This window comes from Tenacibaculum amylolyticum, from assembly GCF_964511145.1.
Taxonomy (GTDB): domain Bacteria; phylum Bacteroidota; class Bacteroidia; order Flavobacteriales; family Flavobacteriaceae; genus Polaribacter; species Polaribacter amylolyticum.
Genome location: NZ_CAZEFZ010000066.1, coordinates 205,453 through 231,054 on the forward strand (window position 1 = coordinate 205,453; position 25,602 = coordinate 231,054).

General features: G+C 29.9%; 28 protein-coding genes. 14 read left to right on the forward strand and 14 right to left on the reverse strand.

Annotated features, from left to right (window positions below; all coding sequences use genetic code 11):
• Positions 1–98 precede the first annotated feature (98 nt).
• The 3 genes from ACKTTC_RS16115 to ACKTTC_RS16125 form a co-directional block, all read right to left on the reverse strand.
• On the reverse strand, positions 99–1,145 hold the full coding sequence (locus ACKTTC_RS16115) for a hypothetical protein (RefSeq protein WP_408040877.1): 1,047 nt from the start codon (positions 1,143–1,145) through the stop codon (positions 99–101).
• Between the two features lie 205 nt (positions 1,146–1,350).
• The gene (locus ACKTTC_RS16120; RefSeq protein ID WP_408040878.1) at positions 1,351–2,247 is read right to left on the reverse strand and encodes a Cif family virulence factor; all 897 of its coding nucleotides are present in this window, start codon (positions 2,245–2,247) and stop codon (positions 1,351–1,353) included.
• Positions 2,248–2,357: 110 nt separating this feature from the next.
• Positions 2,358–3,221, reverse strand: a complete 864-nt coding sequence (locus ACKTTC_RS16125) for an AraC family transcriptional regulator (RefSeq protein WP_408040879.1) — start codon at positions 3,219–3,221, stop codon at positions 2,358–2,360.
• An 89-nt stretch (positions 3,222–3,310) separates the two neighbouring features.
• On the opposite strand from ACKTTC_RS16125, the gene ACKTTC_RS16130 reads away from it, so the two are divergent.
• A complete protein-coding gene (locus ACKTTC_RS16130) occupies positions 3,311–3,667 on the forward strand; it encodes a DUF983 domain-containing protein (protein WP_408040880.1) in 357 nt (118 codons plus the stop codon).
• A gap of 10 nt (positions 3,668–3,677) precedes the next feature.
• On the opposite strand, the gene ACKTTC_RS16135 is transcribed toward ACKTTC_RS16130, so the two are convergent.
• The gene (locus ACKTTC_RS16135; protein WP_408040881.1) at positions 3,678–4,298 is read right to left on the reverse strand and encodes a Crp/Fnr family transcriptional regulator; all 621 of its coding nucleotides are present in this window, start codon (positions 4,296–4,298) and stop codon (positions 3,678–3,680) included.
• Positions 4,299–4,488: 190 nt separating this feature from the next.
• Between ACKTTC_RS16135 and polA the strand changes: the two genes are divergently transcribed.
• On the forward strand, positions 4,489–7,308 hold the full coding sequence (gene polA / locus ACKTTC_RS16140) for a DNA polymerase I (protein WP_408040882.1): 2,820 nt from the start codon (positions 4,489–4,491) through the stop codon (positions 7,306–7,308).
• Positions 7,309–7,421: 113 nt separating this feature from the next.
• Here polA and ACKTTC_RS16145 read toward each other — a convergent pair whose 3' ends face one another.
• Positions 7,422–8,495, reverse strand: a complete 1,074-nt coding sequence (locus tag ACKTTC_RS16145) for a hypothetical protein (protein WP_408040883.1) — start codon at positions 8,493–8,495, stop codon at positions 7,422–7,424.
• A gap of 280 nt (positions 8,496–8,775) precedes the next feature.
• Between ACKTTC_RS16145 and ACKTTC_RS16150 the strand changes: the two genes are divergently transcribed.
• Positions 8,776–9,432 carry an SH3 domain-containing protein gene (locus ACKTTC_RS16150; protein ID WP_408040884.1) on the forward strand — a complete coding sequence of 219 codons (657 nt, stop codon included), beginning with the start codon at positions 8,776–8,778 and terminating at the stop codon, positions 9,430–9,432.
• Between the two features lie 57 nt (positions 9,433–9,489).
• Here the strand turns inward: ACKTTC_RS16150 and ACKTTC_RS16155 are convergent, their stop codons facing one another.
• From ACKTTC_RS16155 to ACKTTC_RS16165, 3 genes are all read right to left on the reverse strand, one after another.
• Positions 9,490–10,062: a uracil-DNA glycosylase family protein gene (locus tag ACKTTC_RS16155; RefSeq protein WP_408040885.1), complete on the reverse strand. Its 573-nt coding sequence runs from the start codon at positions 10,060–10,062 to the stop codon at positions 9,490–9,492.
• A gap of 327 nt (positions 10,063–10,389) precedes the next feature.
• Positions 10,390–10,758: a Na(+)-translocating NADH-quinone reductase subunit F gene (locus ACKTTC_RS16160; RefSeq protein WP_408040886.1), complete on the reverse strand. Its 369-nt coding sequence runs from the start codon at positions 10,756–10,758 to the stop codon at positions 10,390–10,392.
• Positions 10,759–12,117, reverse strand: coding sequence for a DEAD/DEAH box helicase (locus tag ACKTTC_RS16165; RefSeq protein ID WP_408040887.1), 1,359 nt, complete (start codon positions 12,115–12,117; stop codon positions 10,759–10,761).
• Between the two features lie 66 nt (positions 12,118–12,183).
• On the opposite strand from ACKTTC_RS16165, the gene ACKTTC_RS16170 reads away from it, so the two are divergent.
• The 3 genes from ACKTTC_RS16170 (at position 12,184) to ACKTTC_RS16180 (ending at position 14,304) form a co-directional block, all read left to right on the forward strand.
• The gene (locus ACKTTC_RS16170; RefSeq protein WP_408040888.1) at positions 12,184–12,645 is read left to right on the forward strand and encodes a Na(+)-translocating NADH-quinone reductase subunit F; all 462 of its coding nucleotides are present in this window, start codon (positions 12,184–12,186) and stop codon (positions 12,643–12,645) included.
• Positions 12,646–12,711: 66 nt separating this feature from the next.
• Complete coding sequence (locus tag ACKTTC_RS16175; RefSeq protein ID WP_408040889.1) at positions 12,712–13,536, forward strand: LytR/AlgR family response regulator transcription factor; 825 nt, start codon at positions 12,712–12,714, stop codon at positions 13,534–13,536.
• A gap of 114 nt (positions 13,537–13,650) precedes the next feature.
• Positions 13,651–14,304 (forward strand): CPBP family intramembrane glutamic endopeptidase, encoded by a 654-nt coding sequence (locus tag ACKTTC_RS16180; protein WP_408040890.1) that lies wholly within the window; start codon positions 13,651–13,653, stop codon positions 14,302–14,304.
• A gap of 218 nt (positions 14,305–14,522) precedes the next feature.
• Here ACKTTC_RS16180 and tig read toward each other — a convergent pair whose 3' ends face one another.
• Positions 14,523–15,845, reverse strand: coding sequence for a trigger factor (tig, locus tag ACKTTC_RS16185; RefSeq protein WP_408040891.1), 1,323 nt, complete (start codon positions 15,843–15,845; stop codon positions 14,523–14,525).
• A gap of 192 nt (positions 15,846–16,037) precedes the next feature.
• Positions 16,038–16,382 (reverse strand): phage holin family protein, encoded by a 345-nt coding sequence (locus tag ACKTTC_RS16190; RefSeq protein WP_408040892.1) that lies wholly within the window; start codon positions 16,380–16,382, stop codon positions 16,038–16,040.
• A 101-nt stretch (positions 16,383–16,483) separates the two neighbouring features.
• On the opposite strand from ACKTTC_RS16190, the gene ACKTTC_RS16195 reads away from it, so the two are divergent.
• From ACKTTC_RS16195 to ACKTTC_RS16210, 4 genes are all read left to right on the forward strand, one after another.
• Positions 16,484–18,598 (forward strand): M48 family metallopeptidase, encoded by a 2,115-nt coding sequence (locus ACKTTC_RS16195; RefSeq protein ID WP_408040893.1) that lies wholly within the window; start codon positions 16,484–16,486, stop codon positions 18,596–18,598.
• A gap of 12 nt (positions 18,599–18,610) precedes the next feature.
• Positions 18,611–18,865, forward strand: a complete 255-nt coding sequence (locus ACKTTC_RS16200; protein ID WP_408040894.1) for a hypothetical protein — start codon at positions 18,611–18,613, stop codon at positions 18,863–18,865.
• 64 nt (positions 18,866–18,929) lie between these two features.
• Positions 18,930–19,523: a hypothetical protein gene (locus tag ACKTTC_RS16205; protein ID WP_408040895.1), complete on the forward strand. Its 594-nt coding sequence runs from the start codon at positions 18,930–18,932 to the stop codon at positions 19,521–19,523.
• A 97-nt stretch (positions 19,524–19,620) separates the two neighbouring features.
• Entirely contained in the window at positions 19,621–20,109 is a 489-nt protein-coding gene (locus ACKTTC_RS16210) for a hypothetical protein (protein WP_408040896.1), read from the forward strand.
• Positions 20,110–20,121: 12 nt separating this feature from the next.
• Here ACKTTC_RS16210 and ACKTTC_RS16215 read toward each other — a convergent pair whose 3' ends face one another.
• Positions 20,122–20,508: a hypothetical protein gene (locus ACKTTC_RS16215; RefSeq protein ID WP_408040897.1), complete on the reverse strand. Its 387-nt coding sequence runs from the start codon at positions 20,506–20,508 to the stop codon at positions 20,122–20,124.
• 182 nt (positions 20,509–20,690) lie between these two features.
• Positions 20,691–21,065 (reverse strand): hypothetical protein, encoded by a 375-nt coding sequence (locus ACKTTC_RS16220; protein ID WP_408040898.1) that lies wholly within the window; start codon positions 21,063–21,065, stop codon positions 20,691–20,693.
• Between the two features lie 143 nt (positions 21,066–21,208).
• On the opposite strand from ACKTTC_RS16220, the gene ACKTTC_RS16225 reads away from it, so the two are divergent.
• From ACKTTC_RS16225 to ACKTTC_RS16235, 3 genes are all read left to right on the forward strand, one after another.
• Positions 21,209–21,466 (forward strand): hypothetical protein, encoded by a 258-nt coding sequence (locus ACKTTC_RS16225; protein ID WP_408040899.1) that lies wholly within the window; start codon positions 21,209–21,211, stop codon positions 21,464–21,466.
• 279 nt (positions 21,467–21,745) lie between these two features.
• On the forward strand, positions 21,746–22,522 hold the full coding sequence (locus ACKTTC_RS16230; protein ID WP_408040900.1) for a TerC family protein: 777 nt from the start codon (positions 21,746–21,748) through the stop codon (positions 22,520–22,522).
• Between the two features lie 111 nt (positions 22,523–22,633).
• Positions 22,634–23,338, forward strand: coding sequence for a hypothetical protein (locus tag ACKTTC_RS16235; protein WP_408040901.1), 705 nt, complete (start codon positions 22,634–22,636; stop codon positions 23,336–23,338).
• A 54-nt stretch (positions 23,339–23,392) separates the two neighbouring features.
• Here ACKTTC_RS16235 and ACKTTC_RS16240 read toward each other — a convergent pair whose 3' ends face one another.
• Together ACKTTC_RS16240 and ACKTTC_RS16245 are read right to left on the reverse strand one after the other, a co-directional pair.
• Entirely contained in the window at positions 23,393–24,163 is a 771-nt protein-coding gene (locus ACKTTC_RS16240; RefSeq protein ID WP_408040902.1) for an alpha/beta fold hydrolase, read from the reverse strand.
• Between the two features lie 2 nt (positions 24,164–24,165).
• Positions 24,166–24,879, reverse strand: coding sequence for a pyridoxine 5'-phosphate synthase (locus tag ACKTTC_RS16245; protein WP_408040903.1), 714 nt, complete (start codon positions 24,877–24,879; stop codon positions 24,166–24,168).
• A 60-nt stretch (positions 24,880–24,939) separates the two neighbouring features.
• Here ACKTTC_RS16245 and ACKTTC_RS16250 point away from each other — a divergent pair, with 60 nt between their 5' ends.
• Positions 24,940–25,599, forward strand: a complete 660-nt coding sequence (locus ACKTTC_RS16250) for a CBS domain-containing protein (RefSeq protein WP_408040904.1) — start codon at positions 24,940–24,942, stop codon at positions 25,597–25,599.
• Positions 25,600–25,602: the final 3 nt, after the last annotated feature.

A 25,602-nucleotide genomic window follows, 5' to 3' on the forward strand; every position in this document is an offset into this window, starting at 1 on the left:
TATTCAAATTAGGGATTAATTCTATAAAAGAAATGAATTAATTGGTTATATGCAATCTCTATGACATATAACCAATTAATTTAGTTTTAAATATTTTATTAAAACTTACTTTGTAAGGTTCCGTATTTTACAATATTTGGATCTTTTCTTTTCGAAGGTACTCCATAAATACCGCACCATTTTCCATTTGGAGGCACCACCATCATTCCTTCTTCTGAAATATTAAATTCTTTACGAACTTCAGAAATTGGTTTTTCTATATATAGTGAAAAATCAAAATTCTTTTCTAAATAATTTACTTTTACATCAATTCCTCTACGATAAGAACGGTATACCATTTCCGGATCAAATTGTTTAGCCCAAGTATTAATTGTAGGATCTGACATTGTAAAGCCAATTTGAAACTGCGCTGTTAATGCCGTTATGTATGCTGTAAAATCTTGATTAGACACTCCGCTATCAAAAGCGCCTACGCAAATTTCACCTAAAGGAGAAGTATCGCAACCAGAAAGCACATGGTGTATATCGTGAATTATTAAAATATCTTCTAAAGCAGAGCCAGGAGTTCCAGGTAAGGCAAATTCATTATCTACATAATAATTGTATAAAGTTTTTCCAAATGTACCTTCTGATAGTTTTCCATAACCAATATATCTTTCATGCAATTCTTTTGCTCCTGTATTTAAATGTAGTTTTGCTATCAAATACTGGAATGTTTCTGCTAATGCAGAAGTACCTTGCTCAACAGCATTTGGTCTTAATTCACATCGTATTAATGCTAACTTGTGTCCTTCTGCTCCTTTATATATTTGATTTAACAAATGATCTTTAAAGCCCCACTTTTTTGCTAATTCTTTTAAAGCTAATCCGCGTTGTTCTTTCCCCTCATCTTCTAAGAATACCATAGGAGCTGCTAAGTGTAATAATTCTTTTTGAATCACTTCTGTAGAAAAATTATCTACCATCGAAAACTCTTTCGAAAGCTCATGAACATCAAAATTTACTTTAAAAATATGTTTTCCTATAGCTTCTATAGTTTGTTTGTGAATGAGATGTAATTCTTTCTTACCTTCATCTGTAGCAACAGCCAATAAAATACTTAATGCTTTCTTTTTTTCAGAGTCCGTTAGTTTTAAAATTTCCATTGTCTGTATTTTGTTTGTTTTTATTTTTTTAGCGCCATTATATGTTTGCTCAAAGAATTTGATAAATAAAGACGACTCTTGAAGGTAATTAATATTGATTAGATACGATTAAAAGTTACTACAATTAACATTCTAATAACTAAAAAAACACCCATGTTTATACAAACGATGGATGTTTTTACTCGAAGGGTTATATGGCTTTCTCTTAATACTGTTTTACTACTTGAAACTCATCGTAGGTTAATAACCATTGGTCATTTATACGATTCCATTTCTCTTGATAAATCTGTCCTTCTCCAATATTCATACTCCATTGAGATGATAGTAAAACTGTATCGTCGGTAGCTACTTTAAATGTTGGGTTATGGTAAATTAAATTTTTAGCTCCATCTGCTATTAGTTTTTTCCAAAATTCTTCAATTCCTTCTTTTTCGTTAATCGAAGCAAATGGTACGGCATTCATTGTTGCATTCTTGGCATATCCATTTCCACACACTGAACCGTTACCTGCATTAAATCCATCTATCCATTTTACAGAAGCTTTAATTACTTCTTCTAATACTAGATGACTCCCTATTGGATTTGTATTATTGTCTTTAGGAGTTTTAAATTCTTCTAATACTTGAAAATTATCATATGTCAATTTCCATTTAGCATCTTTTTTCTCCCATTTTTCTTGAAAAATAATTCCTTTTCCAACATTCATGCTCCAGTTTGCCGATAAAAAAGCAGTAGTTTCATTAACTACTTCAATTTGTACATTAGTATACACCAAATTTGTAGCTCCAGAAGCTATAAAAGGTGTCCAAAATTCTGAGATTACTTTTGTTCCTGTTTTAATTCCAAAAGGCATTGCACTCATTGTTGCATTTTCATCGTATCCTTGTACACAGGCTTCAGCATTTCCTTTGTTAAAATGTTGAATCCATTCTTTACTTGCATTTAATACTTCTAACGCTACTTTATGATATGCTGTTGGTGAATGTGTAGTATAAGATTGCTTAACAGCTGCTTTCTTTACCTCTTCTTTTACTTCTTGTTTGCAAGAGGTAAAACTTAAAACGGTAAATACAGTAAGCAGTATTATAGTACTATTTTTCATTTTGTTAGACTCGTTTTTGAATTTGATACAAAGAAAAATAGGTTTTCCAATACTTACCTGTGCCTTTTGTCACAAGTCTGCATTTTTATTTATAAAACTATGGATAGTTATTAATATCGTTTTCTAAATGAAGTTGGACTTTCTGTTGTTTTATTTTTGAAAAACTTAGAGAAGTTTGCATAATCTTGAAAGCCCAATTCTTCTGCTATTGTCGTTAGCTGCTCTCTCGTGTGCACTAACAATCTTTTAGCTTCTAAAACAATCATTTCATGTAGTAATTGTGTAAAGGTTTTTCCTAAAACTTTTTTAGTAATTCTGTTTAAATGTCTTACAGTTATATGCAATTGCTCGGCATAAAAGGTTGCTCTTTTTTCGTGTTTAAAATGTGTTGTTATTAAGTCGTATAGCTTTTCTACAATAACTAAATCATTCACAGATTGACTTTGTTCTGGGATACTTTTTTGATTGAAAGTCCTCAAAAAATTAATATAAATGAGATTTACCAAACTCAATAAGCTTGCTCTTTTAAATATTTGATTGCTATGGAACTCATCGTTAATATTTTTAAAAGCTTCTATAAAGTATTGAATATTGTTTGGAGAAAGGTCTAAATACGATTTTTTTAAGGTATAAAAAGGAAATTCATTTAGTTGTAATTCATTCATGCTCAAACTAAAAAATTCAAATGTATGAAAGAATATATACCCTTTTACTTCAGAAGAAAAGCTCCAGTAATGTGTTTGCCCTGGTTTTAAAAAGAAAACACGTCCTGGTTTTATATCGTAATTATTAAAATCAATTTCATGTACTCCTTCACCTTCTATAACAAACACACATAAATAAAAGTCATGTTTATGTGGTTTGTCAAAATGATGTACATTATTTTTTAAGTGAACATCTAAATGATTGCTATAAAAATAATTTTTAGCTGAAATCTGCTGATTGAAATTTTCAATATTTAAAATAGGAATCATAAAAAATGTCTCAATAAGGCAAAAATAAACAACTTTTGTATAAGTACTTTTTTAATCAGCCACTATAATTTTGCAGAAAATTACCTTTTATGAAATCACTTATTGCTTTAGTTTCTAACAAATGTCCCAACTGCAAAAAAGGTACTGTTTTTAATACTTCTATATTTAATTTATTCAAAATAGGTAAGATTAAAGACAGTTGTTCTGAGTGTAATTTTTCATTTGAAAAAGAACCTGGTTTCTTTTTTGGTGCTATGTATGTAAGCTATGCTTTAATTGTTGCTGAAAGCGTTGCTACTTTTGTTGTTTTAAGAGTTTTATTACATTTAAATTGGTTTGTAAGTTTTGGTGGTATTATTTTGCTTTCGCTATTATTATTTGGAGTAAATTTTAAGTTATCTAGAATGATTTGGATATATATGTTTTATTCAAATCGAGGGGTTTAAACCCCTCGGCTTATTCAGTTTCTAATAAAATGATTTCTTTTTTACCAAGTTGAAGCTTATTATCTTTCTCTAGTTTTTTTAAGAGTCGTGAAATCACTTCCCGTGTTGTTCCCAATTCATTGGCCAACTCTTGATGTGATCTGTATACAACTGCTTCATCAGATTCCCAAACCAAATAATCTAGCAACCTATTTTTTAAAGGCTTAAATGCAAGACTCGCATATTCTTCAATTAAATAAGTATAACTTTTTCTAAAAGTGTTAATGGTAAAGTTATTCCACGATTTATATTTAAAATTCCATTCTTTTGCAAATCGCACAGGTATATTTAAAATAGTAGTTTTTTCTTCTGTAATAGCACCTACATTACTTTGACACTCCTCAAAACATGCGGCCAATGACAACGTGCATGTTTCCATAGAAAACAAATAGTAAATAAGAATTTCTCTACTTTCGTTTCTCTGATACACACGTATTTTTCCGTCTAAAATAATCTTTAATACTTTTATATACTCATTATTTCTTATGATAACATCTCCTTTATCATGCTCAGTAATAGTAGCATATTTATAAATTTCTTCTTTTAATGCTGGTTCAGTAATTCGGAGGTTGTTAAAAAAATCTTCTAGCATCTATCTCGTTATTTTTATGAAAGGTTTATATTAAATGAGGTATATTATATAAACAATTATATATGTTTTTACCCTACTCTAAAAATAATCTTTCCTCTTTATTCAACCTATAAAAACTGAATTTTAAATTATTTCTCTCGCAGACCAACTAACTATTTTGTAGTTTTACAATCTTCAATCCAAATACAATATGGCAACTAAAAAGAGACTTTTTTTATTAGATGCGTACGCATTAATTTTTAGAGGATATTACGCTTTTATTAAAAATCCAAGAATTAACTCTAAAGGTTTAGACACCTCAGCAATACTTGGTTTTACTAATTCCTTATTAGATGTAATAAAAAAAGAAAAGCCAGATTATTTAGCTGTTTGTTTTGATAAAGGTGGTAGTGTAGATAGAAATGAAATGTTTCCAGAATACAAAGCTAATCGACAAGAAACTCCTGAAGCTATTAAAATAGCTGTTCCGTATATAGAACAAATTTTAGAAGCTATGAATATTCCTGCTATTGTAAGAGAAGGATATGAAGCTGATGATATTATTGGAACTTTGGCTAAAAAAGCAGAGAAAGAAGGATTAGAAACTTATATGGTTACTCCAGATAAGGATTATGCTCAATTGGTTTCTGATAACATTTTTATGTATCGTCCACCTCGAATGGGGAACGGATATGAGAAATGGGGAGTTGAAGAAGTACAGCAGAAATTTGGTGTTGAAAGACCTGAACAAGTAATCGACTTTTTAGGAATGATGGGAGATTCTGTAGATAATATTCCTGGATTACCTGGCGTTGGAGAAAAAACTGCTAAAAAATTCTTAGCGCAATACGGCACTATGGAAGGCTTATTTGAGCATATTCATGAGCTAAAAGGTAAAATGAAAGAAAAGGTAGAAGCGAATCAGGAATTAGGATTACTTTCTAAAAAATTAGCGACTATCATGTTAGATGTTCCTGTAGAATTAGAGCAGGATAAATTGATTTTTGAGTTACCTGACGTTGATAAAACCAGAGCAATTTTTGCAGAGTTAGAATTTAGACGTTTACTAGACAACTTTTTAAAAACGTTTAATACAAGTTCAGCAAACGACAGCCCAACTACAACAACTCAAACTAGTAAAGCTGCTACAGCTGGTCAGTTTGATTTATTTGCAGTTCCTGGAAGCGGAAACACACCTCAAGAAAGTGTAAGCGGATTTAAAACTGTTAGTAATACTTCACACTTTTATCAATCTGTAAATACTCCAGTATCTAGAACTTTATTGTTAGAAAAGCTATTACAACAACCATCTGTTTGTTTTGATACTGAAACAACTGGTTTAAAAGCTTTAGAAGTTGAATTGATTGGAATTGCTTTTTCTTGGGAAACTGGAAAAGGGTATTATGTAATTTTCCCTGAAGACCAAGAAGAAACACAAAACATATTAGAAACGTTCCGTCCGTTCTTTGAAAATGATCAAATCGAAAAGATTGGTCATAACATCAAATACGATATCAAAGTTTTATCAAATTATAATATTCCTGTAAAAGGGAAATTGTTTGACACTATGATTGCGCATTATTTAATCAATCCAGATATGCGTCATAATATGGATGTTCTTTCTGAAACCTATTTAAATTACCAACCTGTTTCTATTACTGAACTTATTGGTAAAAAAGGTAAGAATCAATTATCTATGCGAACCGTTGCTGCGGACAGACAGACAGAGTATGCAGTAGAAGATTCGGATATTACATTACAGTTAAAAGAACATTTTTCTAAAGAATTAGAAAGCGGAAATGTAACTACGCTTTTTAACGATGTTGAAACACCTTTAGTTTCTGTATTAACCGCTATGGAAATAGAAGGGATTAACTTAGATACTGAGTTTTTAAAATCGTTGTCTAAAGATCTGTCTGAAGATATTTTAAAGCTAGAACAGAATATATACGAACAAGCTGGTGAAGAGTTTAATATTGCTTCTCCAAAACAGTTAGGACCTATTTTATTTGAAAAACTAAAGCTGGTTGACAAGCCTAAAAAAACTAAAACAGGACAATATTCTACTGCGGAAGATGTATTATCTGCACTTGCTGGAGAACATCAAATTGTTGCTGATATTTTAGAATATCGCCAGTATAAAAAGTTACAAAGTACTTATGTAGATGCACTTCCAAATGAAATTAATCCGAAAACCGGAAGAGTTCATACGGTATATGCACAAGCTGTAGCTGCTACAGGTAGATTAAGTTCTAACAATCCGAACTTACAAAACATTCCTATTCGTACAAAACGCGGACAAGAAGTTCGTAAGGCATTTATTCCTAGAGATGAAAATTATGTCTTATTAGCGGCCGATTATTCTCAAATAGAGTTACGTATTATCGCTGCTTTAAGCGAAGAAGAAACTATGATTAAAGCTTTCCAAGAAGGAGAAGATATTCATGCTTCTACAGCTGCTAAAGTATTTGATGTGGCTTTAGAGGAAGTAACACGTGAACAACGTAGCAATGCTAAAACGGTAAACTTCGGAATTGTTTATGGAGTTTCTGCTTTTGGATTAAGCAATCAAACAAACTTAACTAGAAAAGAAGCTAAAGTTTTAATTGATACCTATTATGAAACCTATCCGAAATTAAGAAACTACATTTCTAAACAAGTAGATTTTGCTCGCGAAAACGGATATGTAGAAACTGTATTAGGACGTCGTAGGTATTTAAAAGATATTAATTCTAGAAATGCGATTGTACGTGGTGCCGCAGAACGAAATGCTGTAAATGCTCCAATACAAGGTAGTGCTGCAGATATTATTAAGCTAGCAATGATTAGCATTCATAAACGATTTGAAAAGGAACAATTCAAATCTAAAATGCTATTACAAGTACATGATGAATTGGTATTTGATGCACATAAAGACGAATTAGAAACAATTAAACCAATTATTAAGGAAGAAATGGAAAATGCATTTAAGCTTTCTGTTCCTTTAGATGTAGAAATTGGTTTAGGTCAAAATTGGTTAGAAGCGCATTAAACATAGCAAATAAACTTATTATTACATAAAACAAAATCCACTAAAGACTTAGTGGATTTTGCTTTTCTAAACTTTTAAAGTAATTATAATGGGAAGATTAATTATTCAATTATCTACAATCCGTTTGCGCTAATTGTTTTTCCAGCAGCATCGTGTCCATCTACTGCTTGAGATCCTTTTACATAATTATTCCCACTTTTTAGTGCTCTAAAAATATCTGTTCCAATATCTAACACTTTAAACGTTCCATCTTCTAAACAAGTAGCAGAAGATGCTGAACCTTCAAAAAAGCATTTTTTAGTACCGCTATTATTATCTAGGATAAATACTTTCATTCCTGTAGATCGAACATAACCCGCAGCTATAATTTGCTTTTTATATTTTAATCGTCCTTCTTTAAGAGCATTTTCCTTTGCTTTTCTATCTGCCCAAAACTTATTATTTGTTGCTTCTGTATCTCCATACCATCCCATTAATCTTCGATGTCTATTTAATTCATCTTCTGTAGGCGTATATGTTTTTCTCTTTTCTCTTACAGCATCGATATACTCTTTTATAATTTCTTTTAAATTAATTCCTTCTAGAATTAACTCTTTAGATTTATTCTTTTTTCGTCTTCTTCTTTTCTTTCTTTTTTTCTTAGACTGCTCTTTTGAGTCGTTTGAAGTAGCGCTTGCTAATCTATCAAAGATTTTATATCCTTTTTCACCGCCTTTAGCTAAATATACTTCTCCTATCCCATAAGATGAAGCGTCTTCAGACATTCTATACACTCTAATAATTGCATCTGGTAAAACAATCCAACCAAAAGGATAAGCTCTACTTGTTTCTTTACGTCTTATATAAGCTGGAAAAACATCGTCATCGTACTTTACATAACCCCTATCATCTACTTCAATAGTTCGTGAATCCATTGGTCCATGAGATTTACTAATACCTCCTATAATATTATCAAACTCTTTTGGTCCGCTACCACTTGTTACCCAAGGTCTAAATGTTATATCATCATAAGTTCCCTTATACAAAACATCTTTTTTTATTTCATCGGATTTCTTCTTTCCATAATTGAAATAAGTAAATAGTGTTTTGTTTGCTTGATGCTCTACAAGCATTTGATTGAATGATTTTTGTCCATGCATTGTATAACACAGAAAAACAGAAAACGCAATTGATAGAATTCTTTTCATACTATATTAAATTTATATAGTACCAAAGGTATACTGATGTTTAACTAGTTAGCCCTAACAACTTCTGAGTAAAAAGTATAAACTTCTGAAAAAAGGTTTTGAGTTTATAAAAAGTATGCTAGTATAAAGCATCTATTCTTTAGAAAACTGAAACAGCTCATTAGTATATTATGACAATATTTAAATATTTTATGATAAGTATACCACCTTATATATCTATTCTCATATAAATTAGATGTATCATAATATATTCTTTACATTTATAAAAAAAATGGTAATAATGATGAAAACACTATTCTTCACGTCACTATTCATTATATCATATCTTCCAATCCATGGACAAATTAATGATGAATCCTTTACAGATGAAACTTTTTGGGATTTCAAAGTTACTTTAGCAAATTGTGTTTTGATTAAAGACAGAAATGCTTTAAAAAACAAACTTAATGACAAAGTAATTGAATGCTGGGATGCTTTTGACTGCGCAGGACAAGGTGGTTGTGATAAAAATAATTTTATGAATATTTTTTTTAAAGATGGTAATAGCAAACATTGGAATATTCTGAAACAAATCATAAGATTTGGTTTTAAAAAGATGGAAGATTCAACGGGATATTATTTTATCGGACCGTCGTATACAGAAAAAGACCTCTCAATTATTGTATTAGCCAATAACCTAAATGTAAGAAACAAACCAAGTATTCAATCAAAAGTTTTAAAAACTATCTCTTACGGTTATTATCAATGCACAACAGACGAATCTGGATTACCAATCATTTTTAATAATTCGTGGTATGAATTAATATTCGAGAATGGAGAAACTGGATATATTTCAAAGAAATTTACAACCAAGGCAATAGATCGACAGCTCAAAATTGCCAAAGTTAATGGAGTATGGAAAATTACAGAATATTATTGCATTATGGAAGAGATGTGAAAGTAGCAATTAAAAGTTTTTTTTAATTATTTTACAATAAAAAGCTATATTAATAAATTAGTTATTATTTAAAATAGCACTGACTTTACTTTGTAATTCTGGAATTACATGTGCTTCAAACCATGGATTTTTTGTGAGCCAAAATCTATTTCTAGGAGAAGGGTGTGGTAAACTAAAATACCTTGGCAAATAACTCTCGTAGTTATTTACAGTTTCTGTTAGTGTTTTCTTTGCTTTTTCTTTTAAATAATACTTCTGCGCATACATTCCTATAAGTAATACTAATTCTACATTTGGTAGTTTATCAAATAACAATTGATGCCAAGCTGGTGCACATTCTTTTCTAGGAGGCAAATCTCCTGACTTTCCTTTTCCTGGATAGCAAAATCCCATTGGGATAATTCCGAACAAATCTGTATTGTAAAACTGTTCATCGGTTACTGAAAGCCATTTTCTTAGCTGTCTACCACTAGCATCATCCCATGGAATTCCAGAAGCATGCACCTTAGTTCCTGGTGCTTGTCCTATAATGATAATTTTTGAAGAAGGTGATACTGTTACAACTGGTCTTGGTTCTATATAAGTTGCACACAAGTCGCATTTTTGTATTCGAGCTAATAATTTTTTCATCTCTATAAAGTTAAGACAAAAAAAAACACTTACTACAATCCCTAGTAGTAAGTGAATTTTGTTAAGTAGTTTTTATAAACTTAGTGTCTTATCGCATAGCTTGCTCCGCTTCCGAACTCAGCTAAAATTGTAAATAAATTTTTAAAAAAACTACTAACCCTTTTAAGTAATAATTTCCCCATGATAGTTAATAATTTAAAATAATCCCAATACAAATATACGACACAATCGTTTGATTTTCATAGGGTTTTACCTCTTTTTGTATCAAAAGTTCAAAAATCCTTATAATTGGACATAATATTCGTATAGATTACACGTTGCTGGGTGTTAATTTGATAATTTTAAGAAGTCTTCGAACGCAACATAATACGGTTGATCTTTAAAAACAGGTAAATCTACACTCTCTGCATTTGCTATCCCAACTCCTGCAAACCAAACACTTGCGTTTTGTTTTTTTGCATGAGATTTAAATGTTTCCATCCATACAACATCGTAATCTTCGTTTGGATTTTGAAGATTTTTTGTTGCTTTTACTAATACGAAAATGGTAGGTTCTCCTTTTTTGAAAAGTACAAACTGTGGGTGTTTTTTTAATTCACTATTTATTGCCACAAACTCATAGCCCATTTCTTGCAATTTTTTTCCTACGATGTTCATTGCAAGATTATGTAGTTCTTGTTTTGTTAACGCCTCCATCTATCTTTTCTTTTTATTTCTTTTGTTGAAATTCTTATCTCCTTTCGTTTTAGGCTTTTTATACTTTTTTGCAATCTCTCTTCGATAACTTCCTCCTAAGTTTACTTTTTTATTCTTTTCTTTCTTCTCATGAAATGCTGGTCCAGGTGTATACTCTAACGAAGTTCTATTTCTCGATTGCGATTTATCTTCCTTTGGTCGCTCTTCTTCTGTTAATTCTTTAGAAATCTCAACCACTTCAGGAATTTCCAATAATGGAATTTCGTAATTCATTAACGTTTCTATACGATCTTTTGCCTCTTGCTCTTTTTCTGTTGCTAATAAAATCGATTTTCCTTTGTGTGCTGCCCTACCCGTTCTACCAATTCTATGCATGTAGTTTTCTGGATAATGTGTAGGGTTGAAATTAATTACTTGAGAAATTTCTTGTAAATCCAATCCACGGGCAATTACATCTGTAGCAATTAGAATTCTATGCTTACCACCGTTAAAATTCTCGATAGACTTAATACGGTAGTTCTGTGTTTTATTCGAATGAATTACACAGTTTTGTCCTGGAAACTCTTCTTCTAATAAATTAAAAATACGATCTGCATTTCGTTTATTTGGAGCAAAAATCAACACCTTATTAAATTCACTTTTATCTGCTAATAAATAATTAATAAGATTGATTTTAGTATAGAAATTTGGAACATTATACGTTACCTGTTCTATATTATCTAGTGGCGTTCCACTTACAGCTATAGCTATTTTCTTAGGCGCAATAAAAAAGTCATCTATTAAAGCCTCTACCTCTTCTGTCATCGTTGCAGAAAACATAACATTTTGTCTTCTGTCTGGTAATAAATCGAAGATATTTAATAGTTGAAATCTGAACCCTAAATCGAGCATTACATCTACTTCATCTATTACTAACTTTTGAATAGATTTAAGTTTTAGAACTCTACTTAGCGCTAAATCGTACAATCTTCCTGGAGTAGCAACAATAATATCGCATCCTTCTGCAACGGCTTGTTTATGTCTATTTAAATTTACTCCTCCATATACACCTAATACTCTTAAAGTAATATACTTTGCTAGTTTTTCTATTTCGTCTACTACTTGTAATACTAATTCGCGCGTTGGAACTAAAATCAACACTCTTGGATGTATCTGTTTAGAGAATTTTAAATCTCTTAATATTGGTAAAATATAAGCAAAGGTTTTTCCTGTTCCTGTTTGAGCTATTCCTACTACATCTTTTCCTGATCTTACTACTGGAAATGCTTGTACCTGAATAGGTGTAGGTTCTGTAAAGCCTAAATCTTCAATTGCATTCCTTAGCGGGTTGGATAAATCTAAATCTTCGAAAGTTGTCATTTAACGTAATTTGCGCAAAGGTACAACCAATATTTCGTATATTTAGAGGGATAATTACTGTTGAATATGAAGACACCTAAACGTTTAGAAAATGCGCTAATTAAATTATACAATGCTTTTCATAATAATGAATTGAACCCAGAATGTTGTTCTGCTTGTGCTGTTGGAAATATCTTAGATAATCATGATAGTTGGAAACATTTATCTGATGCACATGGTTCTACAGAATTGAATTATGTTGGGCGCGTTCATCAACGATTAGGAAGACGATTTAACGGTTATACTCCTTTAGAATTATTACATATTGAAAAAACTTTTTTAGAAGCTTGTGGTTTTGTAACTCCACTTTGTCATTACAATCCTAAACCTACCAATACTACAAATAAAGACATTCTATTTAATGGTTTATGTGCTGTTGTTGGTTATTTATGTAAATTAGAAGGTATTCATAATGTAATGGATTATTCTAGAATTTTCGAGTTTGAGAATGAAGATCCTGTATATCAATTTGATGTAATTTATCAGTAAAAAACTTTCACGCAATTATTTTAGCATATAACTTCGCATAAGTTATAGATATTAGTAAAATTACCTATGAAGTTTTTTCATGCTGTTCTGCATTTTTATCAAAAACACAATACTTTATTCAGGAATTTGTTAATCCTTGTAATTCTATCATTAATTACAAGTCATTTAACAGATTATGATACTTTTTCTACTGGAGATTCGTACGATTTTCCTTGGTTTTCTATAATTACATCCATTATTATAGGTTCTCTAATTGGATTCATCGCTGAGAAAAATTTCACATATCATAAAAAACACTATTTCTCCAATGAAGTTTCTAGTAAAAGTATTACTGTATTTGTTTTTACCACTTTAGGTATCATCTCGCTTGTGTACATTCCTTTGTATTATATTGCTGTTTGGTTCGTTAATGCTTCTTATTCTTTTTATTTCCTTTTAATTGGTTTACTTATTACCTTACTATTAAGTACTATTGCTATAGCTTTATTATATGGCCATAAAATATATCGACTTCATAAACTAGAAGTTTTAGACAGTAAATTATCTGTTACTAGAAATGGAAAAACACTTATAGTTCCTTATCATGAAATTGCATATTTCTACAGTGAAGAGAAAGTTGTTTATTTAGTAAAAAGTAATGGCGAATCTTTTGCTACAGAATTTACATTGCAACAATTAGAAACAATATTAATACAAGGGTTATTTTTTAGAGCAAACAGACAGTTTATTGTATCTGCAAAAGCCATAAATGAAATGACCAGTATTGCAAATGGAAAACTTTTAGTTACTCTTATTCCTATAATTGCTGTTGAAAATAAATCGCAACTTGTAATTAGTCGCTATAAAAAACAAGAGTTTTTAGCTTGGTTTGAAAACAAGCTCGTTTCTTAGTGTTTATTCAGTCATAATTTTACGACCATTCAGTAAAACCTTAGTAAAATCAACAGCTATAGAGTTGTAAATGTTTTTGTTTTGTTCTCGAACTTAACAATAAACTTTTATAAAATGTCTTTATTTAGATCTAAGATTTTACCTGTAATAACTATTATTTTACTTTTTATTATTTGGAAAGCTCCTTTAGGACTTGACTATTTTGAAATGATAATAGCGATGCTTATTGTACTGCTATCAAGTTATATTGAATTTAAATCTGAATTTTTAAAACAACTAGGTTTTAAGCGTTCTGATTTTACTAGTAAGAATATATTGATAATAGCTCCTGCCCTTGCATTATTTCTTTTCTTAGTGTATTATTTTGTACTACTACCTATTGTAACTAATATTACACAACAACCTATAGATTTTTCTAATTTTAATACTCTTAAAGACAATCCTGTTTTACTTATTATATCTTTCTTTTTTATCTGGATTTCGGCTGCTTTTGGAGAAGAAATAGTTTGGCGTGGTTATTTTATGAAGCAATTTGTAAAGTTTTTTGGAGATGGCAAACTTAGCTTGTTTATTAATATTCTTGTTTTAGGAATTATTTTTGGTTCTTTTCATGCATATCAAGGAATAACTGGACAAATAGTTACGAGTATTATAGGAATGATATTGGCTTTTATTTTCTACAAAACGAAATACAATTTATGGTTAAGTGTTGCTATTCACGGTTTCTTCGACACCATTGCTTTATTCCTTTTATATTTTAGTTTTTAATACAAGAAAGGTAATGTACTAAAGAGCATTAAAAGAGCCAAGATGTTAAAACGTTTCCTTCGAGTTCCTCAGAGAACGTTCAGAACTACTGAGAAGGTCGCTCTATTTCGAACTCATCCAGCTTGTTTCATTCATAACGATATCATTTCTTAAAAAGAAAAGCATAAAAAAACCGATGCAATTTGCATCGGTTTTTTATATCTATAGTTAAGTGTTTCTTACTTGTACACTTCTTTAATAAAGTCTTCGTAGCTTACTTCTTTTGTCTTAAATTCCATGTTTTCTTTATAGAAAGCTAAGAATTTTTGAGACAATAATTGCGATTGTAAACGTTGTGCTTCTTCTTGGTTTCCTAATACTCTACCAGCAATATTATTTAACTCTTCCTCTTCTGGATTCATGTTTCCAAATTGAGCCATTTGGGCTTTAATGAAACCTTTAGTGTAGTCTAATAACTCAGCATACTCTAATTTAATTTCATTATCCTTCATAATCTTTCCTTCGATTAATTGGTAACGTAATCCTTTTTCAGATTTAGTGTACTCTTCTTGAGCTTCTTCTGCAGTTAATTCTTTTTCTCCTGCAGTTTGTAACCACTTTTGTAAGAATTCTGCTGGTAAATCAAACTTAGTACTATCTACTAAATATTCAGTAACAGCATTTAATAATTGTTGATCTGCTTGTTGTTGAAATTGTCCTTCAGCATCTTGCTTGATCTTATCTTTTAATTCAGTTACAGTTTTTACACTTCCATCAGGGAAAAGCTTATCAAATAACTCTTGATCTAATTCTGCTGGCTCAGTTTTATTAACTTCCTCTACAGTAAAAGTAACTTTTGTGTCTAACTCATCTGCAACTTCTTTAGTAACTCCTAAAACTTGTGCTAACTTCGTATCTTCTTCGAAAAGTTTCTTTGTTTCAACTTCAATTACATCTCCTACTTTTGCTCCAATGAATTTCTTTTCGTTCTTCTTACCTTTTAAATCATTCACTAAGAAAGTAGACTTTTTATTGATTTCATTTTCCTCGTTTACGAATGTTCCTGTTACATTAGAGTGCTCTTCAGCTTCTTCTAAAGTAATTAACTTTCCGTAACGGTTTTGAATGTTTTCTACTTCTTTATCGATTAACTCATCAGTAGCAACAATCTTATATTCAGTAATCTTGTTCTTTCCTTTAATATCTACATCAAATTCTGGTGCTAAACCTAATTCGAACTCAAAAGAAAACTGATCTGTATCCCAAGAAAAATCTTCGTTTACTACTGGTAAAGGATTTCCAAGAATATCTAACTTCTCCTCTACTAAAAACTTGTTTAAACTTTCTTGTAAAAGCTTATTTACTTCATCAATCATTACCGCTTTACCGTACTGCTTTTTTACCATTCCCATTGGTACATGACCTTTTCTAAATCCTGGAATGTTTGCTTTTTTACGGTAATCGTTTAAAACTTCTGCTACTTTATCTTTATAATCTTCAGCAACAATATCAACTTTTACAATGGCGTTTAACGCATTTACGTTTTCTTTTGTAATATTCATTTGACTACTATCTTCTTAAAAATTGGCTGCAAAATTACTATTTTTATATTATACAACCAAGTGTTTTATACAATTGAAAGCAAGACACTTACTTTCTTTTTTTATGTTTGACTACAATATTTAGTTAAGACTGCTCTATTTCTTGAACAAAGATCTTTTCTTCTTTTATCTTTTCTCTTGGTTCTTTACTCTTTATTTCTCTTCTTTTAAAAACGTAAATAAAACCGACCTGAATAACGACAATAAGACACTAAACAGTAATGCAGAGAAAAAGCTACTTACATAAAATCCTGTTATTAACTTTCCTGCTAAAAGTATTATAATGGCATTTATTACAAACAAAAATAGTCCTAATGTTAATACCGTTACTGGCAATGTTAATACTATTAATATAGGACGTACCAACATATTTAATACAGCAATGGTTACTGCAACTACAATAGCTGTAACATAGTTACTTACTATAATTCCACTTAAAAAATGTGATAATACTAATACTGCTAACGCAGTTAATAATAGTTTTACAATTAATTTCATATTTAGCTTTTCTATACAATATCGAGAACCATACCAAACTAAAAAACAGGAAGTTTTGGCAGTTTTTTCTTTTTTTGTATGTTTACAAAAAATTGAAAACTATGAATACTAATACTTTAGAGTTCTATCCTAAAAGTCCAACTACAATTTCTAAAAACTTTACCAAACTACCTTCTTCCTATAAGATACGAGCAACCTTAGCCGTAATTGCCATTTTATTATTTTTTGCACTTTATGCTGGCTTAGTTATAGCACTTGGTTATTTGGTAAAATATGCTTTTACATACGATATGGGAAGCGTTAATAAAGTAACAATCTTTCTAAAAATAGGAGCTATAGCTGGAAGTATAATGCTATTTGTATTTACTTTAAAGTTTATTTTTAAATTAAAAAACTATAAACCTAATAATCGAATTAAACTTAAAAAAGAAGAACATAAAAACTTATGGCTTTTTATTGATAAAATTTGTGAAGAAACGGGTGCTCCAAAACCAAAAAACATTTATGTAGATCCAGACGTAAACGCCTATGTTTCTTATAGTAATGTTTGGCTGAGTTTATTTTTACCTATTAAAAAAGAGCTAACAATTGGTTTAGGTTTGGTAGACAGTTTAAATCTTTCTGAATTTAAAGCAGTTATCACCCATGAGTTTGGTCATTTTGCACAAAGTACAATGAAAATTGGAAGCTATATTAATTCTGCAAATACCATTATTCATAACATGATTTTTGAGCGTGATAAATGGGATGATATTTTAGATCAATGGAGAGCTTCAGACATTCGTCTTTCGGCCGCCGCATGGGTTATTACTCCTGTAATATGGGCAATTAGACAAGTTTTAGCTTTGTTCTATCAGTTTTTAAATATTATGTATTCTTCGTTATCTAGAGAAATGGAATTTAATGCTGATAAAGTTGCAGTAAGTACTTCAGGTAGCCAAGCTATTGTTTCTGCATTATGGAAATTAGATCATGGATTCGAAACTTGGAACGCTACGGTAAATCATGCCTATTTGGCAGCTAAAAAGAAAGTACATGCTGAAAATTTATATACTCACAATAAAATAGCACACGAGAATAACCAAGAACAACATTCTCAAAAATTAAATGAGTTACCAACCGATGCTAATGGTTGTAAAACTTATTTCTCTTCTTCAGAAAATTCCAAAGTTGGAATGTATGCAAGTCACCCACCGAATAATTTGAGAGAAAATAATGCAAAAACTCCATTTATTGCTTGTGAAGAAGATACTCGATCTCCTTGGATTTTATTTCATAATTCTGCTGCACTACAACAAGAAATGAGTATGCTTATTTATGAGACTTATTTACAAAAGAAGCCTAAAGAGTTTTCTAATGTTGAAATTTTTGAAAATTTTATAAAGCAAGAAACTCAAGGAAAAGAATTATTAGAAGCTTATGAAAATACCTTCTTAAATAGGTTTTTGTTTATCGATAAAGAGGAAGATTTACTAAAAGCTGCTAATTCTTTGCAAAAAGTAACCTCCGATAGTATTACTGAATTAAAACAAGAGCTTAAAAAATTAATGCTTCCTGTTGGAGATATTGAAAAGTTAATGCAAAAAGCCATTGAAATTGCTAATGGTGAAACCAAAGAAGTTTCTTTTGAGTTTAATGGACAGCATTTTAAAAAGAAAAATATTCAGCAAGGATATGAATTACTTGCAAACGAGCGTGAAAAGTTATTTAATGAGAGCTTTAAAGACTGGGACACTAAATTTTGCACAACACATTTAGCTTTAGCAAAACAATTTAATAGCGAAGAAAAGCTACTTAAAATTTACAATCAGCATACAATTATTATAGAGATTTATAGAATTGTTTTAAATACCAAAAATCATATTATTACTGAAATTAATAAGTTACAAGAACAAACAGAATTAGAAAAGTCGCAAGTAGTATCGTTTAGTAATCAGGTGAAAGATTGGGTAGAAGATTTGAATACTTATATCAATAAAATTGACGCTATTGAATTTATTCCGATGTCTAACATAGATGATGTTAATGAATTTAAAGAAGCTATTATAGATGGCGGAAATTTTGAACGCGCAGTTGGAAATATTTTTGAAAATGGTGAGTTTAACAATATTCTAAATTCTTTAGATAGCGCTAGTTCTCATTTACAACGATTAGAACAAAAAAGTATTGGCTTAATTCTTATGACGCATCATGAATTACATGAGAAGTTATCTTAATTTATAAATACATTGAAAAAAACGGGAATAGAGTTTGATTCTCAAAAAAGACGAAAAGAAGAACCTCTAACTAATGAGGAGTTATTGACTTTTTTTATTCTTCAATTTTTTACACCAAAATCGATATGGAGAAACGATCATTTTTCAGAATCTGAAATGGATCGCTTTAAAAAACATGGTTTTAACAGAAAAATAAAACAAGCTAAAACAGTAAGAGTGCTTGGAATTATATTTTGGTTTCTAGTATTTTTTATCGTTATTTTTTGATGTATTTCTTTAGAAAATTTTTCAATTCCCTTTAAGCACGATAAATTAAATCATCTCCTACAATTTGAAAAAAATCGAATTCATATTATATTCAGAACCAATTCAAGAAGAATGGAACCACACGGAACTTTATAAAAAAGCTTGCGAAGCTAGAGCATTAATTAAAATTGATAAATTCAACAATGAGCTTATTTTATCTAAAATAACAAACGAATTGATTAGTGCTACAATTAACTCCCATATTAATGGAATAGAGCCAAAAGATTACTACGATCAAATTACTCCATTTGATGGTGGATTACGAATTCTAAAAGATAAACTCATAATAGAACACCAATGTTGTAGTGAATTAAATGACTATATAAATTGGGAAAGAATTATCTCAGAGAAGTCTAAAAAATGGGAAGAAATTTGGATTGGTCACCCTTCAATTTTTTATCGCATCGTAAAAGATGAAATCCAATTATCAGAATACTACGACAACTCTCCTGAAAGCAAGGATATAAAAGTTAAAATGAGCTTTATTCAATCAGAATTTATAAACGAATTGGAAAAAGCCCTTTTGGAATTAAAGAAATTTAAACAGAAAGTTTACAAAATTATAGAAGACGGGAATTACGAAAACAAAGAAGTACTAAAAAAAGCTTTAATAGAATAAAAACTGTATAACACATACATAACCAAAATAAAGTACTTTACAGAAAAAATTAATTTAAAATGAAAAAAATCTTTTAATAATAGTTACATTTTTCAGTTTGTTAACTACAAATGGGCAAAACAACAAATATACTGTTACCAATAGTTGTGAAGGTTTTTCTTATAGTTTTACAAAACCTCAAAATTGGGTTTTAGATTCTACAAATGCAGCAAATTATTTGGCGCACTCTGCCATTTTCAAAAGTAAAGTTGACTACGATAATGGTGGATTAATAATTCAATTGCTAGCTTATAAAAAGCAAGATGAAAACACAAATGAAGATCTCGATTATGATGTGAATTCCTATAAAAATAGATATAAAAATTTGAAAGAAAAAGAATTTAAAATCAATCATCCTAATTACAGAACATACTCTACAGAACTCTATGTAGAAGGTAACTTTTATCAATACATTGTTTATATAAATCCTGGGAAAGAATATAAATTTGGCGTATCTGCAGCTCTAAACATAAATAAAAATGAACTTGATCAAAAAGATTTAGAGACTTTTAAAGAAATAATAAAATCCATTCAGGTTTTAAAATAAGTACTTATTCTTTTACAAATTCTTCACTTCTTTCTGAATATAATCTAGTAGAATGTCTTTTATATTCTCATCTTCAGAAAGCAGTCTAATAAGCTTCGTTTTTATGAGCTGGTCAAGCTTCTCATTTTTATAAACAGCATCTGGTTCTTCACTATAAAAGTTATTATCCTTTAACAACATGGTTCCTTTTCCTGTTAACAACCAAGCAGGATCTACTTCTGGAAATGCATTTAGAATTTTGTTTAACACATTACTCTTAAAAGATGCTTTTCTTCTAATTGCAGTACCTATTGAATTATTAGAAACACCAACTTTCTCCTCAAATGTTTTAATATTCAAATTATTAGCATTCATAATTTGCTCTACTCGCTTATATGTTTCGTCTACAAAATTATTCATTAGCTAATAACTTTTTTCTAACGTTCTTAAAAAATTGGTTGTTGTTTAGAGTTTTATTTGTGTTTTGAATATTTTAAGTACAAAATACGCACAAATATAACTCAAAAGTAGTCTCTTTAGTTTAAAACTGAATAGTTTTTACATTTAAGGATAAGAAGAATTTATTAAATAATATCAGGCTTTTACTCCTTTTTTAGATAGTTTTCTATAATCTCTTTTACTTCTTTGTCTTTAGATAACAATCCTATAAGTCTCGTTTTTATAAGTTTATCTAACTTTGGATTTTTATAAATAGTATCTGGTTCTTCACTGTAAGCGTTACTATCATTTAATAGCATTCTTCCTTTGCCAGTTAGCAACCAAGTAGGGTCTACTTCTGGAAACGCATTTAGAATTTTGTTTAACACATTACTCTTAAAAGACGCTTTTCTTCTTATAGCTGTACCAATGGAATTATTAGAAACATTAATTTTTTCTTCAAAAGTTTTAATATTCAAGTTATTATGATTCATAACCTGTTCTACTCGTTTATATGTTTCATCTATAAAACCATTCATTTTATAATAACATTTTTCTAATTTATTTTAAATTTGTTTGTTATTTAGAATTTTGTTCGTATCTTTGTAAAAGCAGAAGTACAAGACACGTACAAATATAAATTAAAAGCGTTGTCTTTTACTTAAAAACCATTATAGTTTTTATGATAACCTCAACGCAACGAAAAGAATTAGAAAAAATTAAGCCACCAAAGTACCGAGAGAAAGTAAAAGAATATTTGGCTGAAAACGGTTATGATTTCTCATTAGAAACCATTCAAAAAGTATATTCTGGTAAACGAAATAATTTAGTAATTGCAAAAGCTATTATAGGTGTTTTTAGCGATTACTTAAAAGAAAAAGAACTTATAAATATTGAGATGAATGAAATAATTTCTCAATTAAATAAAAATACTGATTAGATTTTTCCCTAAAATTTAGAGAGGGGTCGCGGGGGCGACCGTAAGGCGGGATGGAACTTAGTTTTCTGTCTCGCTTTTTCTTTTGTTTGACTTCGATAAACTCAGTCAACAACATAAAACTAATTCAATATAACTTACCAAATAGATTAAATCGCACTTGACAACTGATAACTGATAACTGATAACTGATAACTGATAACAACTCTACAAATTAACTTTGACACTTTGTGTTATTTCACATAAATTAGCCGAAAAAATTTCATAACAAACATTTTTACTATGGTAGAGAACATTATTACACTCTTAATGTTAATCCTTTTACAAATTGTATTAGGATTTGATAACCTTTTGTATATTTCTTTAGAATCTAAAAACGCTCCTGTAGAAAAACAGGCTTACGCAAGAAAAGTAGGTATTTTATTAGCAATTGTACTTCGTATTGCTTTATTAATTGCCTTAGTTTCTTTAGTAAAGTATGTACAAAATCCATTGTTCCATGTACCTTTTAAAGATGTTTTCGAAGGTCATTTTAATATCCATAGTTTAATTGTTTTAGGTGGTGGTGTATTTATTATGTATACTGCTATTAAAGAAATTTGGCACATGATTGGAGTAGAAAAAATGACTCATGATGTAGAAGGAAAGAAAAAGAAATCGTTAGGAAAAGTAATTACCATGATTATTATTATGAATTTAGTTTTCTCTTTCGATTCTATTTTAAGCGCCATGGCTCTAACAGATGTTATTTGGGTAATGGCAACAGCAATAATTATTGGAGGGTTATTAATGGTTTGGTTAGCAGATAGAGTGGCAAACTTTTTAGAAAAAAATAGAATGTATGAAGTTTTAGGACTATTCATTCTTTTTATTGTAGGAATTATGTTACTTACAGAAGGCGGACATATTGCACATATAAAATTATTTGGAAATGCTATTGAACCAATGAGTAAAACTACATTTTACTTTATCATTATTACATTAGTTATTATAGATATAGTTCAAGGTCGTTACCAAAAGAAAATCTTAGCAGAAAAAGAAAGACAAGCAAACGACTAAAAATAGGGATACTATAACTCAATATTTAAATAACCAGCTTTTAGGCTGGTTATTTTTTTACCCAATTAAACCTTTTTAAAAATGTGAAGTCTTACCAATAAACAAGAAATTATGAAGACACTAAAAACAATGTTAGCACTTCTTTTAGCCGTATCAATAACTAGTGTAAGTGCTCAAATAGGAACAAACACAAGAGAAGCAGTAGATAATACCAAGGCTATGATTGCTAATAAACAACAACTAAAAAAAGATGTTGCGCAGTTACATAGTTTCAAAAAGAAAATAGCAGCTTTTGAAGATGCTTTCATTAGTAATGATAGAAAGCAAATTAAACGATTAAAAGCAGATATTTTATCGGATATGAAAAGAGAAATTGCACAAAGTGAACGTAAAATAAAGCAAGATCAAATAGAATTAAGACAAAGTAAAAGAGAATTAAACAACTCACGTAGGGAGGCTCGTAACTCTAGAAGAGATGTAGCTTGGAAAAACACTAGAAAAAACAGAAGAGATTTACGAGATGACAAGCGTGATAAACGTGACGATTTAAGAGATAAAAACGATGATGTTAGAGACTTGAAAGCACAAGTTGCTAGAACGGCACGTCAAAAAGACATCATGAAAACTATAAAAGCATATAACTACTTAGCTAAAAGAAAATCTGGTAAACATAAATTAGTAACAAACTCTAATCTATTAAATGAATTTGCCAAGACTATGGAGGCTGATATTAAAGCTACAAAACTAGAAATAGCAGAAGACAAAAGGGAAATCCGAGAAGATCGAAGAGAAAGAAGAGAAGACAGACGAGGATAACCCGATTTTTCCCGTCTTTAACTAAATAACCTTGGCAAATGCCAAGGTTATTTTTTATCTTAAAAATGTAATTACTTCTTTATAAAAATCTGCAGGGTTTTCTGCATGCAACCAATGTCCGGCATTAGGCACCGTTTTTAAAATTGCTTTTGGAAAATGTGCTTTTATTAAAGGCTCATCTTCAGTTGTAATATAACCTGATTTTCCACCTCGCAAAAACAATGTATCACCTTCAAATGTTGTGAAAGAAGGTAATTCTTTTATAATCTCATCATAATTGTAAGTTAATGATGTTAAATTAAATCGAAATGCTAATTGCTCTTTTGTTTTCCAATAAGTATTCTTTAATAGAAACTGACGCACTCCCATTTCAGGTATTAATTCACTTAATTTAGCATCTATAGCTTTTCTAGTATTCTGTACAGAAAAATCTATTGTATTTAATGCCTTAATAATATCTTGATGATGTGGTGGGTATGATTTAGGAGAAATATCTGCCACTAATAGTTTATCTACTAATTCAGGATAAGCCACTGCAAAAAACATGACTGTTTTCCCTCCCATAGAATGTCCTAATAAGTTCACAGATTCAAATTGATGAAACTCTATATAATCATATAAATCTTCTACCAATAATTCGTAATTAAACTCATCTGTATGAAAACTACGTCCGTGATTTCTCTGATCTATTAAATGTACTTGAAAACCATCTGCTGCAAATTTATTTGCCAAACTTTTCCAGTTATCTCCCATTCCAAAAAAGCCATGCAAAATTAACAACGGCTTTCCCTCTCCTACTATTTTTGAATGTAAAATGGTTTCCATAATTATTGTAATCTGTGTAAATACATGTTTACAACATTCTCTATACCTAAATAAATACTCTCAGCAATAAGTGCATGACCAATAGAAACTTCTGCTAAGTTTGGTATATTATTTTTAAAGAATTCTATATTTTCTAAATTCAAGTCGTGTCCAGCATTAATTCCTAAACCAAGTTCATGTGCTAACACGGCTGCTTCTGTATACGGCTTAACTGCTTCTGTATTCCCTTTTTCAAATTCTTTTGCAAAATCTTCTGTATACAATTCAATTCTATCAGTTCCTGTTTTTGCAGCAGCTTCAATTAACTTTAAGTCTGTTTCAATAAAGATAGATGTACGAATTCCAGCATTTTTAAATTCTGCAATAATCTCCTGTAAATACGATTGATGTTTTATCGTATCCCAACCTGCATTAGAAGTTAACACATCTTCTCCATCTGGCACCAATGTTACCTGAGTTGGTTGAACTTCTTTTACCAAATCTACAAACTTTTGAATTGGATTTCCTTCAATATTATATTCAGTAGTAACTATAGGTTTTAAATCATAAGCATCCTGATAACGAATATGACGTTCATCTGGTCTTGGATGAATCGTAATTCCATTCGCTCCAAATGCTTGCACATCTTTTGCTACTTGTACTAAATTCGGTACGTTTCCCCCTCTAGAATTTCTCAAAGTAGCAATTTTATTAATATTTACACTTAATTTTGTCATGTCTATATTTTAAGTGTACAAAAATAATCTATTAAAAGTTTTTAAACTATATTCGTAACAATGAATATTAACGACTACATACTTGAAGAAATCAAAGCACTCTCTTTACAAAGTTCGGTAAGTAGTGCACAAGAATTATGTGGAGATCTTCCTATTACTCATATTCCAGTTATAGACAATCATAAGCTAATAGGTTGTTATGCTGAGGAAGATATCCAAACTATAGAAAATGCAGATCAACCACTTAGTGAATTTACTCATTTATTACATCATTTCCATGTAGATAAAAAAGCTACTCTTTTAGAGTTAATTGCTTTATTTGCAGAAAATGATTGTAACATAATTCCTGTATTAGATGAGCAACAAAACTATATAGGATATTATGAGTTAAGAGATATTTTAGATGTTTTTGCTGATAGTCCTTTTATGCACAAAGACAATGTTACACTAGTTGTTTCTAAATCTAAAACTGATTTTTCTATGAGTCAGGTTTCTCAAATTGTAGAAAGTAATAAAGCAAAATTATTAGGGTTGTACGTTTCTAAAGAAAATGCAGATACTGTGGATGTCACCCTAAAGATTGCTTCAGAAGAAATGAATGAAATTATTCAAACTTTCAGAAGGTACGATTATAATGTTATTTCTCAATTAGAAGACGATATGTACTTAGAGGAATTAAAAGATCGTGCAAATTACTTTAGAAAGTATCTCGATATGTAGTTC

What these genes read in the sequence shown, in the direction of transcription:
- ACKTTC_RS16130 (WP_408040880.1), top strand. Translation starts at nt 3,311, where the DNA reads ATGAAATCACTTATTGCTTTAGTTTCTAACAAATGTCCCAACTGCAAA.
- ACKTTC_RS16165 (WP_408040887.1), bottom strand. Translation starts at nt 12,117, where the DNA reads ATGACAACTTTCGAAGATTTAGATTTATCCAACCCGCTAAGGAATGCA.
- ACKTTC_RS16125 (WP_408040879.1), bottom strand. Translation starts at nt 3,221, where the DNA reads ATGATTCCTATTTTAAATATTGAAAATTTCAATCAGCAGATTTCAGCT.
- polA (WP_408040882.1), top strand. Translation starts at nt 4,489, where the DNA reads ATGGCAACTAAAAAGAGACTTTTTTTATTAGATGCGTACGCATTAATT.
- ACKTTC_RS16120 (WP_408040878.1), bottom strand. Translation starts at nt 2,247, where the DNA reads ATGAAAAATAGTACTATAATACTGCTTACTGTATTTACCGTTTTAAGT.
- ACKTTC_RS16160 (WP_408040886.1), bottom strand. Translation starts at nt 10,758, where the DNA reads ATGGAGGCGTTAACAAAACAAGAACTACATAATCTTGCAATGAACATC.
- ACKTTC_RS16155 (WP_408040885.1), bottom strand. Translation starts at nt 10,062, where the DNA reads ATGAAAAAATTATTAGCTCGAATACAAAAATGCGACTTGTGTGCAACT.
- ACKTTC_RS16250 (WP_408040904.1), top strand. Translation starts at nt 24,940, where the DNA reads ATGAATATTAACGACTACATACTTGAAGAAATCAAAGCACTCTCTTTA.
- ACKTTC_RS16220 (WP_408040898.1), bottom strand. Translation starts at nt 21,065, where the DNA reads ATGAATGGTTTTATAGATGAAACATATAAACGAGTAGAACAGGTTATG.
- ACKTTC_RS16230 (WP_408040900.1), top strand. Translation starts at nt 21,746, where the DNA reads ATGGTAGAGAACATTATTACACTCTTAATGTTAATCCTTTTACAAATT.
- ACKTTC_RS16195 (WP_408040893.1), top strand. Translation starts at nt 16,484, where the DNA reads ATGAATACTAATACTTTAGAGTTCTATCCTAAAAGTCCAACTACAATT.
- ACKTTC_RS16115 (WP_408040877.1), bottom strand. Translation starts at nt 1,145, where the DNA reads ATGGAAATTTTAAAACTAACGGACTCTGAAAAAAAGAAAGCATTAAGT.
- ACKTTC_RS16225 (WP_408040899.1), top strand. Translation starts at nt 21,209, where the DNA reads ATGATAACCTCAACGCAACGAAAAGAATTAGAAAAAATTAAGCCACCA.
- ACKTTC_RS16215 (WP_408040897.1), bottom strand. Translation starts at nt 20,508, where the DNA reads ATGAATAATTTTGTAGACGAAACATATAAGCGAGTAGAGCAAATTATG.
- ACKTTC_RS16240 (WP_408040902.1), bottom strand. Translation starts at nt 24,163, where the DNA reads ATGGAAACCATTTTACATTCAAAAATAGTAGGAGAGGGAAAGCCGTTG.
- ACKTTC_RS16190 (WP_408040892.1), bottom strand. Translation starts at nt 16,382, where the DNA reads ATGAAATTAATTGTAAAACTATTATTAACTGCGTTAGCAGTATTAGTA.
- ACKTTC_RS16170 (WP_408040888.1), top strand. Translation starts at nt 12,184, where the DNA reads ATGAAGACACCTAAACGTTTAGAAAATGCGCTAATTAAATTATACAAT.
- ACKTTC_RS16180 (WP_408040890.1), top strand. Translation starts at nt 13,651, where the DNA reads ATGTCTTTATTTAGATCTAAGATTTTACCTGTAATAACTATTATTTTA.
- ACKTTC_RS16175 (WP_408040889.1), top strand. Translation starts at nt 12,712, where the DNA reads ATGAAGTTTTTTCATGCTGTTCTGCATTTTTATCAAAAACACAATACT.
- ACKTTC_RS16145 (WP_408040883.1), bottom strand. Translation starts at nt 8,495, where the DNA reads ATGAAAAGAATTCTATCAATTGCGTTTTCTGTTTTTCTGTGTTATACA.
- ACKTTC_RS16150 (WP_408040884.1), top strand. Translation starts at nt 8,776, where the DNA reads ATGATGAAAACACTATTCTTCACGTCACTATTCATTATATCATATCTT.
- ACKTTC_RS16245 (WP_408040903.1), bottom strand. Translation starts at nt 24,879, where the DNA reads ATGACAAAATTAAGTGTAAATATTAATAAAATTGCTACTTTGAGAAAT.
- ACKTTC_RS16235 (WP_408040901.1), top strand. Translation starts at nt 22,634, where the DNA reads ATGAAGACACTAAAAACAATGTTAGCACTTCTTTTAGCCGTATCAATA.
- ACKTTC_RS16135 (WP_408040881.1), bottom strand. Translation starts at nt 4,298, where the DNA reads ATGCTAGAAGATTTTTTTAACAACCTCCGAATTACTGAACCAGCATTA.
- tig (WP_408040891.1), bottom strand. Translation starts at nt 15,845, where the DNA reads ATGAATATTACAAAAGAAAACGTAAATGCGTTAAACGCCATTGTAAAA.